The following is a 14,471-nucleotide window of genomic DNA, read 5'->3' as shown; positions in this document are numbered from 1 at the left end:
TATCACATAAATATATACGATGTCTATAATTTTAAACATAGAAACATCAACAACAAATTGCTCTGTCTCTCTTTCTAAAAAAGGAGAGACTTTAGTTTTAAAAGAAGATAATAACCGCAATTACTCTCATGCAGAACTATTGCATACTTTTATTGACGACGTTTTAAAGACTGCCCAAATAGATAAATCTCAAATTGACGCGATTGCAGTTAGTAAAGGTCCTGGTTCATACACTGGATTGAGAATAGGAGTCTCTGCAGCAAAGGGATTGTGCTACGCGCTTGAAAAACCATTAATTTCTATTTCCACACTTCATGCGCTTGCACGTCAAGTTGAGATCAAAGATGGTTTTATAGTGCCTATGCTAGATGCGAGACGTATGGAGGTATACTCGGCAATTTATGATTTTGAATTTAATTTACTTCGGAAGATTGAAGCGCAGATTCTTGATCCTTCTTCATTTAATCAATTATTAGAAAAAGGAAAAGTTGTTTTCGTCGGAAATGGAACTGAAAAAACCAAAGCAATCATTGATCATCAAAACGCTTTCTTTATTGACGATAAGCTACCATCGGCGAATGAGATGGGAAAACTGGCCTATGAAAAATATAAAATAGGTGACACTGAAGATGTCGCCTATTTTGAACCTTTTTATTTAAAAGATTTTATTGCTTTAAAACCAAAAACAAAGTCTTAATTTTCTTTATGTATTTCTACTTGGTGCGGATAAGGAATTTCTATGCCAGCTGCATCAAAAGCTTCTTTGGTTCTTTCTATCAAATCAAATTTAACCGCCCAGTAATCTTCTTTTTTAACCCATACTCTTGTAAAGAAATTGATAGAACTATCTGCCAATTCAGAAACATTAATAGCAGGTGCAGGCTCTTCTAATGTAAACTCATTAGATTTGATAACTCCCAAAATAACATCTTTTGTTTGTTTAATGTTAGAGTCGTAGCCAACGCCAAAAGTAATATCTACACGACGTAAATCCTCTGTAGAATAATTTACAATATTGCCATTGGATAAGCTCCCATTTGGAATAATCACTTCTTTATTATCTGGTGTAGTTAGTTTTGTAGTAAAGATTTCAATCTCTTTTACCGTTCCAGATTGCCCTTGAGCCTCGATGAAATCGCCAATTTTTATAGGCTTAAAAATCATTAATAAAACTCCACCAGCAAAGTTAGCAAGTGAGCCTTGCAGTGCTAGACCAATAGCTAAACCAGCTGCTGCTATGACAGCTGCAAAAGATGTGGTTTCTACACCTACTGTGCCTAATACAACAATAATTAAGACTATTTTTAAAATCCAACCCGTTAGATTAAGAAGAAATTTTTGAAGACTTGGGTCAAACTCCTGTTTGTTCATAGCCTTTCGCATTCCATTGACTATTATTTTAACAATCCATGCACCAACGATCCAAATGGCTAGAGCTGCTAAAACTTTCGGACCAAAATCAACTATTATTTCATAGCCTTTATCAATCCATTTCTGTAATTCCATAATTTTATTTTTAAAAATTTTAATAAAAAAACCCGAGCGTTTTATAAATCGTTCGGGTTTACAAATTTAGTTAATAATTTTTAGAGTGAGTTGACATAATTAATTAATTGTATCAGGTCTTGCTCTTTGGATGTTTTTATTCTTTTCTTTTTTATAAAGTTTAAAACATCTTTTGAGTTTTTAGGAAACAACTTTGCAAGATCTTTTTTGTTTGATGGTAATTCACGTGCATAGCCATCATTTATAGAAACGAAATAGGTGTCGTCTACGTTTTTAAATTCAGCAGGCCTATCATTATCATAACTGGTTTTTGCAGGTCTTGCTTCATAGTACTTTATTTCTTTTTTTGAAAATAACTTTACTTTATCGTTATTGTCTGTTAAAGAAACTAAATAGCCAGGTTTTACACCATTATCACCATCAATCAAGTTTACAGAAGTGAATTTTAAATCATCGTTGAGCATAGTTATAACAACGCCCTTCATATTCTTATTAAAATTCTGAATATTATCTTCGTCAATCATGACTTCAATTTCATCGTTATAAGCATTATATCTTACTTTATAGGTCTCATTTTGCATTGCAGAAATTTTAGCAGGCATAAATGTCTCAGTAAGATAAGGTGAACCAATAGCTTTATTGTCTTTATTGTTTAATGTAATAATAGAATTACCACTAACATTACTAAATAAAGGTAATGCTAGATTTGATCCTGTTTCCTGTGCTTGAAAAGATTGAAAACTAAATGTCATTATTAAACATAAAGTTGTAAATAGTAATGTAGATTTTTTCATAATACTTTGTTTTTATTATTTACATCAAAAAATATGCCTTTTTATAAACTATATATAAAAATAGTTTAAAATTTATAATCTATCATTTAACCTCAAAAGTCAATTTCAAATTAACTCTAAATTCTGTTACCTCATTATCCTTAACTATTGCACTTTGCTCTTTCACATAAACAGATTTAATGTTTTTCACAGATTCTGAGGCCTGCTTCACCGCTTTTCTTGTTGCGTCTTCCCAACTTTTATCTGAGTTTGATAATACTTCAATTACTTTTAATACTGCCATTTTTATAGTTTTTTAAAATTCATATTTATAAAGATAAAAAATTATCCGTTAATTGCTTCAACAGTTTCAACCTTGTCTTTCATCATTTCTCTTAACATATTTTCAATACCGCTTTTTAAGGTAAAAGTTGAAGAAGGGCAACCACTGCAAGCACCTTGTAAAATTACTTTCACATTTTTAGTTTTTGCATCGTAAGATTGAAATTCAATATTTCCACCATCGCTTGCAACTGCTGGCTTAACATATTCTTCAAGAATGTTTATGATTTCTTTTGAAATATCATCCTTTGCCTCATAGCTTGCGTCTAATTGTTTATTCTGTTTTGCTTTTGTTTCGGGTGCACTTGGATCTATTATTATTTTACCTGCCTCTACGTAGGTTCTTATAAATTCTCTTAGTTCAAGAGTTATGTCATTCCATTCTGCAATATCAAATTTTGTTACTGACACAAAATTTTCATCTATAAATACACTTTTCACGAATGGAAAATGAAACAATTCTTTCGCTAATGGTGCATGTTTTGTATCATCAATTGTGATGAACTCATGAGAGCCTGTAGAAAGTTTTTTATTGGCTACAAATTTCAAAACAGAAGGGTTGGGAGTACTTTCAGCATAAACAGTTACTGGGATTTTCTTTTTTCCTTCGGAAGAGATAACAACTTTTTCTCCAGAATTTAAATAGTTCTCAATTTGTTCAGCAACTTCATTTTGCACATCGCTCCACTCAACAATATTAAAACGCTCCACAGCAATGAAATTATTTGATATGTAAACTTTTTTAACAAATGGCAAATAAAATAATTGTTGTGCTAAAGGCGATGACTTTGCCTCGTCAATATTATCAAATTCAAAACTTTCGTGTTGGGTTATGAATTGGTCTGCTTCAAATTTAATAATTGAAGGATTAGTGGTTTCTTTAATGGAAATTGTATGTGAATTCATAAAATTTATTTCAGCAAAAATAAGAAAGAATAAGATCAATTTCCATATTTTAAGAATATCATAACTATTTACATTTCGATTTATTTTGAATAATAAATTGTGTGAATGAAAGTTATTTTAAAGAGTATGTTAGGAGTTTTAGATGTTAAACTGTTATTTTTAAAATGATTTACAAGATATAATTATTTAATTTTTATTAAATTTCGCTCTTATTATCAAAATATCTACTTGTAGCTCAACTAAAATATGTTTTTTTAGATAAAAATATGATAGTTAGTTATTTTTTCAACCAGTTATAGTTGTTGTGAATAGACATTTTAAATAATAAGTTTAAACTATTTTAAACACTATGAAAAAGTTTTACTTAATCCTTGTTTCGGTATTAATTTCTTCCCTCTCTTTTGCTCAGGATTTAAACATGCAAAATGGTAGTTTTAACAGATGTGATCCTGATAAATTTTACGATTCTGGAGGTCCAGGAGGCTCATACAGTAGCGACGAAAATTTTGTGATTACAATATGCGCAAATAATGCTGGAGAATTTATTATTCTAGACTTTTTAGCTTTTAGTACACAACTTAATGTAGATGTTTTAACAATTTATGATGGCGATGATACATCAGCGCCACTTGTTGGCTCTTATAATGGTGCTAATAATCCAGGTACTATAATTGCCTCAGATACTAATGTTAGTGGTTGTATAACTGTGGAGTTTATTTCAAATGGCTCAGGGACTACTACAGGTTGGGAGGCAGATATTATTTGTGCTGTACCTTGCCAAACCATAACGCCATCAGTCGATAGTACAGACCCAGCAATTAATGCATCAGGATCAGTACAGGCTAATGTTGGTGATATTATAACATTTAATGGTAGTGCAAATTTTTCTACAGATGGCACAGGAGCTACTTATCAGTGGAATTTTGGTGACGCAAACACAGCTACAGGGACTTCAGTAACAAATACATATGCAGCCCCAGGAACTTATACTGTAACATTAAGTGTAACAGATGCTAATCCAATTGGATGTACCGAAACAACAACTATTTCTGTGTTTATTGTAGGAGAGAATATTGTAGTAGATCAAACAACTTACACAGTAGAAGAATTAGTAGAAGACGTTTTAATAAACAGTGATTGTGCTCAAATTAGCAATATTACATTTTCTACAGGAACTAATTTTGGCACAGATAACGGTATAGGTTATTTTATAAATGATGGCAGTTTGTTTCCGTTTACAGATGGACTTCTACTAACATCTGGTAATGCAGCAAATGCCAGAGGTCCTAACAACAACGCATTAAGTGATGGAGGTTTTGGTTGGCCTGGTGATACAGAATTAGATGCAGCAGTTGGTATAAATTCAAATAACGCATCTATAATAGAATTTGATTTTGTACCACTTGCAGATAGTATAAGTTTTGATTTTTTAATGGCTTCGGAAGAATATGATATGGGAGGATTTGAATGTACCTTCTCCGATGCATTTGCCTTTTTATTAACAGACCCAGCTGGAAATGTAACTAATTTAGCAGTTCTACCAGGAACTACAACTCCAATTTTAGTTACAAATATTCATCCAGATAACGGTTCTTGTCCAGCCATTAATGAAGAATATTTTGGCGCCTATACAGCAACAAATGCACCTCCATCCAGTTTTGATGGTCGTACTGCGGTCTTTACAGCGCAATCTCCTGTAGTCCCAGGTGATACATACCATATCAAATTAGTCGTTGCAGATGCATCAGATACCGCATTAGATTCCGGAGTATTTTTAAAAGCTGGAAGTTTTGATCTAGGTGGGGATTTAGGTGATGATATAACAATTGCTGCAGGAAATGCCGAGTGCGAAGGTCAAACCATAGTTCTTGATACTCAAACACCCACTGCAAACCATGTATGGTATAAAGATGGAGTCGTAATACCAGGAGAAACAGGATCTACTTTAAACGTGACAGAATCTGGAATATATGCTGTAGATGTTATTTTCTCCGGAATTTGTCAAGCAAACGATTCCGTAGTGGTAGAATTTAAACCCAATGCAGTTGCAAATACACCTCCAAACTTATCCATCTGTAGTACGGATGGTATAGGGGAGTTCATCTTAACCGATAATGACTCTGAAGTCTTGTTAGATCAAGATCCAGCAGATTATATTATAAGCTATCACTTAACGGAACAAGAGGCAATTGACAATGTCAACCCTTTAGCGAGTCCGTATACAAACATTTCAGATCCACAAACCATTTATGTGCGCATAGCAGAATTAACCCAAGAATGTTTTGACACAACATTTTTTGACTTAGAGTTCACGAGCTTAACCATCAATACAACATTAACACCACTACAAGAGTGTGATGACAATAACGATGGTTTCGCAATGTTTACGCTTACAGATGCTAATTTGGAGGTAATTAGTGATTTAGATCCTGCTACAGTATCTGTATCATATCATTTTTCTTTAGCAGAGGCGGAAGACGGAATGAACCCATTATCCGATACTTACACGAATACGGTGATAGATAATCAAACCATATACGTTAGGGTTGAAAGTAATGATAGTGCAGATTGTTACAACACAACATCTTTAGATTTAATTGTTAATTCATTGCCAGTTCCAATCCCACCTTTACCTTATGAAGTTTGTGATGATGATAATGACGGTTTTTCCATTTTTGATTTGACATCAAAGGATGATGAAATATTAGGAGTTCAAACAGATATTACAGTGACCTATCATGAAACTCAAATAGAAGCCATTGACGGTGTAAATGCACAGGCAAGTTCTTACAATAATATTTCAGCTGGCTCTCAAATTATTTTTGTTAGATTAACTAATGATCTTACAGGTTGTTCAAGTATAGAAGAATTAATATTGATTGTTAACTCATTACCTTCTGTAGGAGCAATTTCCGATTATGAACTTTGTGATGATAATAATCCTGGTGACGAAACCGAAGTTTTTGATCTTTCAACTAAAGATGCAGAAGCTATAGATGGTCAAACAGATGTTACGGTATCTTATCATGAAACTCTTGATGAAGCTATAGATGGATTAAATTCATTACCTAATCTCTATAGCAACATTGACAATCCACAAACCATATTTGTCAATATTACAAATACTACAACAGGTTGTACTAATGTTGGTAGTTTCGATTTGATTGTAAATCCATTACCTTCTTTAGTTGCACCCACCGCTTTAGAAGTTTGCGACGACGGTACACCTGATGGGATCACGAGCATCGACCTTACGATAAAGAACACTGAGATCACGAACAACGATTCGGACTACTCCGTAAGCTACCACCTTACCCAGGAGGATGCAGATGACAACGTAGATCCGTTACCGATCCCGTACACAAATACGTCCAACGGACAGATCGTATATGTAAGGGTCCAGGACATCAACACAGGCTGTTACGACACCACGACGCTGGAGCTAGTGGTTGAGCAGGCACCCATTGCGAACACGCCACTGCCCTTGGAGTACTGCGATCCGGACAGTGACGGATTCGGTGTCTTCGATCTAGAGAGCAAGACCAACGAGGTGACCGGAGGCGACCCTAGCCTAACGGTGACCTACCACGAGACCATGGCAGATGCCAACAACGGTGTCAACCCATTGGATAGCCCATATAACAACATCGTGGAGAACATGCAGACGGTGTACGTGCGTGTGGAGAGCGCGACGATAGCGACCGACTGCGCCACGATCGTTGAGCTCGTGCTCGTGGTCAACCCGACACCGCAACTGGGCGCGGCACCGACCGCACTTGAGGTCTGTGACGACCTGTCCGCTGATGGCATCGCACAGTTTGACCTGACCAGTAAGGAGGACGAGATCCTCCAGAACCTGGCAGACCCAACGCTATATACGGTAAGCTACTATACGAGCGAGGCCAATGCGGATATGCCCACCGGTCCAATAACAAACCCGACCAATTATACCAATACGATAGCGTTCAACCAGATCCTTTGGGTACGCGTTGAGGACAGCGCAACGGGCTGCTACAAGCTCACCACCTTGGAACTGATCGTCAATGCACTACCGGTACTGGTACAACCGGCACCATTGGAGCTCTGTGACGACAACAACCCTGGCGACGAGATTGAAGTGTTTACCCTAGAGGACGCCAGCGACGAGATCCTGGACGGGCAGACAGGCATCAGCCTCACCTATTACGAGACACAGCTGGACGCGGACACGCAGACCGACCCGGTCACCAGCCCATATACGAACATCGAGAACCCACAGACGATCTTCGTGGTGGCGACCGACGACGTTACGGGATGCTCGGTAAGCACCACGGCGACAATATTATTAAGGGTCAACCCGATCCCATCACCTACGGCGCCAACGGACCTTGAGGAATGCGACAGCGACAACGATGGCTTCGCGAGCTTCGACCTGGAAGAGCGCACCCTGGAGATCATAGGCGGAGAGCTGGACACCGCGGTGACCTACCACGAGACACTTGAGGACGCCAACATGGGGGACAACCCGCTGTCAAGCCCTTACACGAACATCGTGATCGACCAGCAGACCATCTACATCAGGCTCACCAATACGGAGACCGGTTGCTACAATGCTTCGGAAACGTTGACGATCCGTGTGCTGGAATCCCCAGAGGTACCGATCACCATAGACGACTATGTGATCTGTGATACCAATGCGGACGGGATCGCACAGTTCGACCTGACCACCAAGAACGATGAAATACTGGGTACACAGACCGATGTCACGTTGACCTACCACGTCACGCTGGCAAACGCACAGTCGGGAGCAAGCCCGATAGCCAATGTTGGCAACTATACCAATACCAGTAACCCACAGACCATCTACGTAAGGTTGTTGAGCGGCACCAATGGCTGCGTGGATACGGGACAGTTTGAGATCAGGGTAGAGCTGCCACCTGTGGCGGTACAGCCGGCACCATTACAGTTATGCGACGATGAGATCGACGATGAGGTCACTGTGTTCGACCTTACGGTAAAGGACAACGAGATCACAGGGGGCGAGGCGAGCTGGAGCGTAAGCTACTATGAGACGCAGGCCGATGCCGATGCACAGGAAAACGCAGTTGACGCAGAAGCCTATACCAATACAGCAGTTGGCACAGCACCAGCCAACCCACAGACCCTTTATGTGGTGGTCACCGATACGGATACTGGATGTACGGACCAGGTGACGCTCACCATAAGGGTGCTGCCAAACCCAACACCTACCGAGACCATCCCTGACCTGGTACTCTGTGACGATACCAACCCAGGGGACATGGAAGAAGTGTTCGACCTGACCACTGACGAGCTGTTGATACTCAATGGCGAGACCGGGGTCACACCTACCTACCATGAGAGCCTAGAGGACGCCGAGGATGGCATCGGCGCCATAGCGGACCCAACGATGTACACGAACACCGTTACACCACAGGTCATCTACGTAAGGGTGACCAATGACATCACGCAGTGCTATACGGTAGTCGACTTTACGATCATCGTCAACCCATTGCCGGACGTGGTAGCTGTCACCGATTTTATCGCCTGTGAGCTCAACAACGACGGTTTCTACGACTTTGACCTTACGATGAAGGATGGCGAGGTGCTCAACGGTCAGGACCCATCACTGTTCACGGTGACCTATCACGTGAGCCAAGAGGATGCGGACGATCTAATGAACGCCCTTGTGAGCCCATATACGAACGTCACCAACCCACAGCAGATCTTCGTGGCGATCACCAACAACGATACGGGATGCTCGATAAGCACACCAAGCTTCAACATAGAGGTACAGGAGGCAGCGGAGGCCAACAGCGATATGGAGGCGATACTGTACGAGATCTGTGACGATGAGATGGACGCGGACAACGACCCGACCAACAACAGTGCACAGTTCGACCTTACCGTGCAGAACGGTGAGATCCTGGACGGTCAGGACCCAGCGAACTATACCGTGAGCTATTATGCAAGTGAGACGGATGCTGAGCTAGGGGTGAGCCCATTACCGTTCCTTTACGAGAACATTGTCAATCCACAGGTCATCTGGGCAAGGGTGGACAATGACACACCGGATGCAGCGGGAATGGATACTTCGATCTGTTATGAAGTCGCATCGTTGACGCTACAAGTGAACCCGTTACCGGTATTTGACTTGCAGGAGAGTTATATTTTATGTGTTGACCTTAACGGTACAGAGGTTTTAAACCCATTATTATTAGACACAGGTCTGAGCACGCCAACCTATACCTTTGAGTGGTTGTTCAACGGAGCACCGATAGCAGGAGCGACCCAAGGCAGTTATATGCCTAGCGAAGGAGGGACCTACACTGTAAACGTTACCGATGCGACAAGCTCAGCGGAAACGATGTGCGTTGGCAGCGATATAACAGAAGTGATCGAGAGCGCACCGCCGACGGTGACAGCGGTCGTGGTGACGGATGCCTTTGCGGACAGCCACGTGATAGAGGTCACGGTGGATGGACCGGGAGAGTACGAGTACAGCCTGGACGGTGGCCCATGGCAGGACCAGAGTACGTTCGTGGACGTATCCCTTGGAGAGCACATTGTGACCGCAAGGGACAGGAACGGTTGCGGTGAGGCCAGTGACGAGGTGATCGTGATGGACTACCCTAAGTTCTTCACGCCTAACGGTGACGGTTACAACGATACATGGAACATTAGTGCGATAAATAGCCAACCAAGCGCAAAAATTTATATATTTGACAGATACGGAAAGTTGCTCAAGCAGCTCAGCCCGACGGGAGCAGGTTGGAACGGTACCTATAACGGTAACCAGATGCCGACCAGTGACTATTGGTTCGTGGTGGAGTACAACGAGCCGAGCACCGGTGAACGTAAAGAATTTAAAGCCCATTTTACCCTGAAAAGATAAATTGATATGAATCTAAAGAAGTATTGCATAATTGCATTTTTAGCACTGTTTACAAAAATTGGAACAGCTCAAGAAGGATTGCCCATTTATTCAGATTATTTGACTGATAATTATTACTTGATCCATCCATCTATGGCGGGAGTAGCAAACTGTGCAAAGGTTAGACTTACTGCACGAGCGCAGTGGTTTGGTCAAGATGAAGCACCAAACCTTCAAACGTTGAGTATCAATAGTAGATTAGGGGATTCACCATCTGCTATAGGAGCTATTGTTTATAATGATAAAAACGGTTATCATTCACAAACAGGTGCATACTTAACTTATGCACACCATTTGATGTTTTCTCGTAATGAGATTGATTTAAATATGTTGTCATTTGGTTTGAGTGCTGGTTTTATTCAGTATAAATTAGACGAAACAGAATTTTTGGAAGATGGTTTTGATCCAATCATCGCAGGTGTTGAACAAAGTGCAACTAATTTTAATGTTGATTTTGGATTTTCATATCATCTTATAGATTTTTATGCTCATGCGACAGTAAAGAATGTTTTAAACAACGATGGAATTAACTTCAATGAACAAGGTCTAAGTTATGACAACCTAAGAACTTATATTTTTTCTGCTGGAAATACATTTAGTAAATTTGGAAGTGAATGGAGTTTTGAGCCTTCTTTAATGTTTATGTATAGAGATGCTACAGAAGAAGCTTCTTTTGATATTAATGCCAAAGCTTATAGAGAAATGGATTTTGGTAAGATTTGGGGTGGTTTATCTTACAGAAGAAGTTTAGATGGAGCAGAATTCCAAAATGGTAATGGATCTGGAATAAGTAGCCAAAAATTACAATACTTTACACCTTTTGTTGGTGTTGATTATAACAATTTTGTATTTGCATACACGTATTCTTATCAAGCTAACTCGGTTGTATTTAATAATGGTGGATTCCATCAAATAACTTTAGGTTACAACTTTAACTGTAGAAGAGAGAAATATGAATGTAACTGTCCTGCGATTAACTAGGATAATTTCAATAATATACTAAAAAAAAGTCTCGATTTATTCGAGACTTTTTTTGTGGAGGTTTTGGAGATATTTTCGATTATCAATTGTTTACCAATTATACTTCTTTTCTTTCGCTTGAGTTTTAATGGCTTTTATCATCGCATTTTCTAACCCATTATTATCATCTTTTTGCTGTGATTTTATATACAGCCTTCTTTTCTCGTTTAGTTGCTGAATTTCCTTCTGAACCGATTCACGCTCTTCACGTTTTGTAGCTATATAAGCCTTAATTTCTGATGTGCTTTTATTTTTAAGCTCTTTTGGTAATTCTTCTTTTTTTAGGGCATCATATTTAAAATCCTTTTCTTTTTCTGCATCCACCAAATCCCACGTTGCATTTTTGTACAAATGTGAACTTTTACTCACTGTTCGACTTACTGCATTTTCATCGCTATAGCCTTTGGCGTTATCATCTTGTTCTTCTTGTAGCGCCATTTTTGTTCTACCGATATTTCCGTAGGCAACATAAGTTCCATTAAGTTTTTGATTAAGGTTTAAGATTTTATCGTCGTAAGGGGTCGCTACATACGTAGTCTCATGGTTATGGTTAATTGCCATATAATCACCATGACCTAGATTTGCACCATCTTTCCAAAAGTTAGAAATACCCAAATTATATTCTCCGCAAAAAATGGTGTTGACGCTTATACCGTTTTTATGCGCTTGTTTTGTTGCATCTTGATAACTTATTTTACCTTGAGAAAAGGGTTCATTTCCTGCTATAAAAATCAGTTTTAGATCATCTTGATTCTCTCCCCATTTTAATTGGTTTAATGATGTTTGAATAACTTGACCACAATATTCATTTCCGCCATTGGTTGTTAAAGAGAATAGCTGTTTTGAAATTTCATCCAAATCATCACTAAACTCTAATACCTGTCTAATATAGCCTTCGTCACTGTTTAAGTTATCATTGCCATATTCGTATAACGCAATTTGAAGATTGGGTTGCTCATCTCCGCACTTGGCGTAAGATAATTCATTGACAATTTCCCAAAGTTGTGCTTTTGCCTGATCAATCAAGCCATCCATGCTATTGCTTGTGTCTAACAATAAAGCCACTTTTATGGATTGTTCGTTTGTGTGAGTGGTTTCAGTTTCTAAAAGCGCTAATTGCTCTGTTGCTTTTTTTTCTTTTGCATTGCACGATACAATTGTCATTGTACAGAGCAATACTAATAGAGTTTTGAAATTTGTTTTCATCCTTTTGTTTTTTAAAATTATTTATTGATTTAATGAAGTGCCTTCATATTTTATGCTTTGATCAAAAAATGAAATAAGTTCATCCAGTTCGTATATGTTTTCATAACCGTAGCCATATAAATTGATATAGGTTGGCACGTTTAGAGCTAATGAGCGTGTCTTCTTTTTTTCTTCTTCGGAAGGTGGAAGTCTAACAGTTTTGCTCATAAAATGAATTTCATCACCATTAAAATTATTATTGCAATAAATTAAAATGGTTGTCTTTTTATTCGGGATTATTTTGGCCAAGTTACTTACAGAGAAGTCTGAGAAATTTAAATGCAAAGCTCCTTCAATATGTTTTTTATCAAACATTTCTTTTGAGCGCGTGTCTAGAATTATCACATTATCCTCATTACATTTGTCCATAAACTGGCTGAGACTCAATAACCTTTCTTCTCTGTGGCTTTTCACTTCTTTCACCAATTCTTCAAAGTCTGAATAACTTACTTTAGCTTTCGGGTAATCAAGTTTTTGAGTTTCCGAAGGAGACATTAATAGTACTGCGATACATAAATTAATTGTTGTTTTCATGATTATTATTTTAATCGGTTTGCAACGCTTTGATATCTAGAGTACCGTTTGGTGAAACAACGTAGTATTTATGTTTAATTTCGGTTTTAACAACAGGTTCTGTTTTTGCTTCTATAGGTTTTGGTGTGTATTGTAACCTAATATTCATCCCAATTTGAACCACAGGTTCTAAAATTGACGGATTTACGACCACATCATAATTCTCATAAGACAAGGGTTGGTAATAATAGGAAGTCTGTTTTTTCGCAGTAGTGACTCCTTTTTTCTTGTGAATAGCTTCAAAGGAAACACTATTAAAGGCTTGGTAGCTTTGATAGAAATCTTTTGGGAAATAGCAGTATTGGTCATCTGCAATAGCAACATTATAATCTGCCAAATCAAAGCCTAAAATTTTATAGTAAGCTTTTTTATCCTCGATTAATTTGAGGAGTTTGGTTTGTAGGTTTTTATAGACCTCTGCAATATTCTCTATGTAATAATCCACTTTTACCAAATTATAGATTTCACTTTTTGCACATGCGGTTAAAATACTTTCAAACTGATTGGTTTTTGTAAACTGAATATGTAAATTTTGCTGAAGCTCAAAACCATTGGGAACTTCAGTATATGTTTTGCTAAAGAGCTTTTTTTGAACTTCAATCTCATAATTGGGAACAAATGAAATCACATCAATTGCGAAGTCATCTTCGGAAATTCCTATAGCTTTAAGCTCATTTTTAATGTTGTCAATTTTTTGGTTGATTAACAAATTTGTGCTGTCTGCGGTTGCTCCAATTTGAGAAATATTAAAAATTGCTGTGTACGTTGTCGCTTCAACATTTTGTAATGCCTTAACATCAATAAATACGTGTGTGCTTGGATTTAATACTTTATTGATTTGCTGTTGTACAGTTGGGTTGTAAATGGTTGCATTTCCAGAATGCAATACGTTTTGGCGTGAGATCTGGTCGTAATTTCCTTTGTGTTGTGCGTTTGCATTTCCGAAGAAAAATAAAAATAATATTAAGGTAAGCACATGATTTTTCATTATCTGAATTGTTTTTTGATTCTTGCTGTAAATCTATGTGCAACTTTAATTTATAAAAAGCGAGAATGAGTAAACGCAGGTTTTTGATTAGGGAAAGTTGAAAGTAAATGAGTGAACCTATCTATTTCTTGAAGAAAAAATACTGTATTGGCAAATCTCTATTTTATTTAATCAATTAAAGTATGTA

Annotated in this window: 10 protein-coding genes; 3 read left to right on the top strand and 7 right to left on the bottom strand. The window is 38.1% G+C overall.

What is annotated here, in order from left to right; genetic code table 11:
- Positions 1 to 19 precede the first annotated feature (19 nt).
- Entirely contained in the window at positions 20 to 697 is a 678-nt protein-coding gene (gene tsaB, locus GQ40_RS10995; protein WP_047548149.1) for a tRNA (adenosine(37)-N6)-threonylcarbamoyltransferase complex dimerization subunit type 1 TsaB, read from the top strand.
- Here the strand turns inward: tsaB and GQ40_RS10990 are convergent.
- The 4 genes from GQ40_RS10990 to GQ40_RS10975 form a co-directional block, all read right to left on the bottom strand.
- Positions 694 to 1,506 carry a mechanosensitive ion channel family protein gene (locus GQ40_RS10990; protein WP_047548147.1) on the bottom strand — a complete coding sequence of 271 codons (813 nt, stop codon included), beginning with the start codon at positions 1,504 to 1,506 and terminating at the stop codon, positions 694 to 696. The genes tsaB and GQ40_RS10990 overlap by 4 nt on opposite strands.
- A gap of 80 nt (positions 1,507 to 1,586) precedes the next feature.
- Positions 1,587 to 2,300 carry a hypothetical protein gene (locus tag GQ40_RS10985; RefSeq protein ID WP_156115571.1) on the bottom strand — a complete coding sequence of 238 codons (714 nt, stop codon included), beginning with the start codon at positions 2,298 to 2,300 and terminating at the stop codon, positions 1,587 to 1,589.
- An 82-nt stretch (positions 2,301 to 2,382) separates the two neighbouring features.
- Positions 2,383 to 2,583 (bottom strand): dodecin family protein, encoded by a 201-nt coding sequence (locus GQ40_RS10980; protein ID WP_047548143.1) that lies wholly within the window; start codon positions 2,581 to 2,583, stop codon positions 2,383 to 2,385.
- Positions 2,584 to 2,624: 41 nt separating this feature from the next.
- On the bottom strand, positions 2,625 to 3,527 hold the full coding sequence (locus tag GQ40_RS10975) for a NifU family protein (RefSeq protein WP_047548141.1): 903 nt from the start codon (positions 3,525 to 3,527) through the stop codon (positions 2,625 to 2,627).
- Between the two features lie 349 nt (positions 3,528 to 3,876).
- On the opposite strand from GQ40_RS10975, the gene GQ40_RS10970 reads away from it, so the two are divergent.
- Together GQ40_RS10970 and GQ40_RS10965 are read left to right on the top strand one after the other, a co-directional pair.
- Entirely contained in the window at positions 3,877 to 10,419 is a 6,543-nt protein-coding gene (locus GQ40_RS10970; RefSeq protein ID WP_047548139.1) for a T9SS C-terminal target domain-containing protein, read from the top strand.
- A gap of 6 nt (positions 10,420 to 10,425) precedes the next feature.
- A complete protein-coding gene (locus GQ40_RS10965) occupies positions 10,426 to 11,439 on the top strand; it encodes a type IX secretion system membrane protein PorP/SprF (RefSeq protein ID WP_047548137.1) in 1,014 nt (337 codons plus the stop codon).
- 90 nt (positions 11,440 to 11,529) lie between these two features.
- On the opposite strand, the gene GQ40_RS10960 is transcribed toward GQ40_RS10965, so the two are convergent.
- Genes GQ40_RS10960 through GQ40_RS10950 form a run of 3 tightly spaced genes read right to left on the bottom strand, consistent with a single transcriptional unit; the run spans position 11,530 to position 14,284 of the window.
- Positions 11,530 to 12,684: a vWA domain-containing protein gene (locus GQ40_RS10960; protein ID WP_047548135.1), complete on the bottom strand. Its 1,155-nt coding sequence runs from the start codon at positions 12,682 to 12,684 to the stop codon at positions 11,530 to 11,532.
- Positions 12,685 to 12,705: 21 nt separating this feature from the next.
- Positions 12,706 to 13,257, bottom strand: coding sequence for a rhodanese-like domain-containing protein (locus tag GQ40_RS10955; protein ID WP_197052672.1), 552 nt, complete (start codon positions 13,255 to 13,257; stop codon positions 12,706 to 12,708).
- Positions 13,258 to 13,267: 10 nt separating this feature from the next.
- On the bottom strand, positions 13,268 to 14,284 hold the full coding sequence (locus tag GQ40_RS10950; RefSeq protein WP_047548131.1) for an SIMPL domain-containing protein: 1,017 nt from the start codon (positions 14,282 to 14,284) through the stop codon (positions 13,268 to 13,270).
- Positions 14,285 to 14,471: the final 187 nt, after the last annotated feature.

The sequence above is a fragment of the Psychroserpens sp. Hel_I_66 genome (genome assembly GCF_000799465.1).
In the GTDB taxonomy this organism is placed as follows: Bacteria; Bacteroidota; Bacteroidia; order Flavobacteriales; family Flavobacteriaceae; genus Psychroserpens.
Note: the sequence above shows the minus strand (reverse complement) of the source record. Positions and strands in the feature narration are given on the sequence as shown.

What these genes read in the sequence shown, in the direction of transcription:
- tsaB (WP_047548149.1), top strand. Translation starts at nt 20, where the DNA reads ATGTCTATAATTTTAAACATAGAAACATCAACAACAAATTGCTCTGTC.
- GQ40_RS10975 (WP_047548141.1), bottom strand. Translation starts at nt 3,527, where the DNA reads ATGAATTCACATACAATTTCCATTAAAGAAACCACTAATCCTTCAATT.
- GQ40_RS10955 (WP_197052672.1), bottom strand. Translation starts at nt 13,257, where the DNA reads ATGAAAACAACAATTAATTTATGTATCGCAGTACTATTAATGTCTCCT.
- GQ40_RS10985 (WP_156115571.1), bottom strand. Translation starts at nt 2,300, where the DNA reads ATGAAAAAATCTACATTACTATTTACAACTTTATGTTTAATAATGACA.
- GQ40_RS10970 (WP_047548139.1), top strand. Translation starts at nt 3,877, where the DNA reads ATGAAAAAGTTTTACTTAATCCTTGTTTCGGTATTAATTTCTTCCCTC.
- GQ40_RS10960 (WP_047548135.1), bottom strand. Translation starts at nt 12,684, where the DNA reads ATGAAAACAAATTTCAAAACTCTATTAGTATTGCTCTGTACAATGACA.
- GQ40_RS10980 (WP_047548143.1), bottom strand. Translation starts at nt 2,583, where the DNA reads ATGGCAGTATTAAAAGTAATTGAAGTATTATCAAACTCAGATAAAAGT.
- GQ40_RS10950 (WP_047548131.1), bottom strand. Translation starts at nt 14,284, where the DNA reads ATGAAAAATCATGTGCTTACCTTAATATTATTTTTATTTTTCTTCGGA.
- GQ40_RS10965 (WP_047548137.1), top strand. Translation starts at nt 10,426, where the DNA reads ATGAATCTAAAGAAGTATTGCATAATTGCATTTTTAGCACTGTTTACA.
- GQ40_RS10990 (WP_047548147.1), bottom strand. Translation starts at nt 1,506, where the DNA reads ATGGAATTACAGAAATGGATTGATAAAGGCTATGAAATAATAGTTGAT.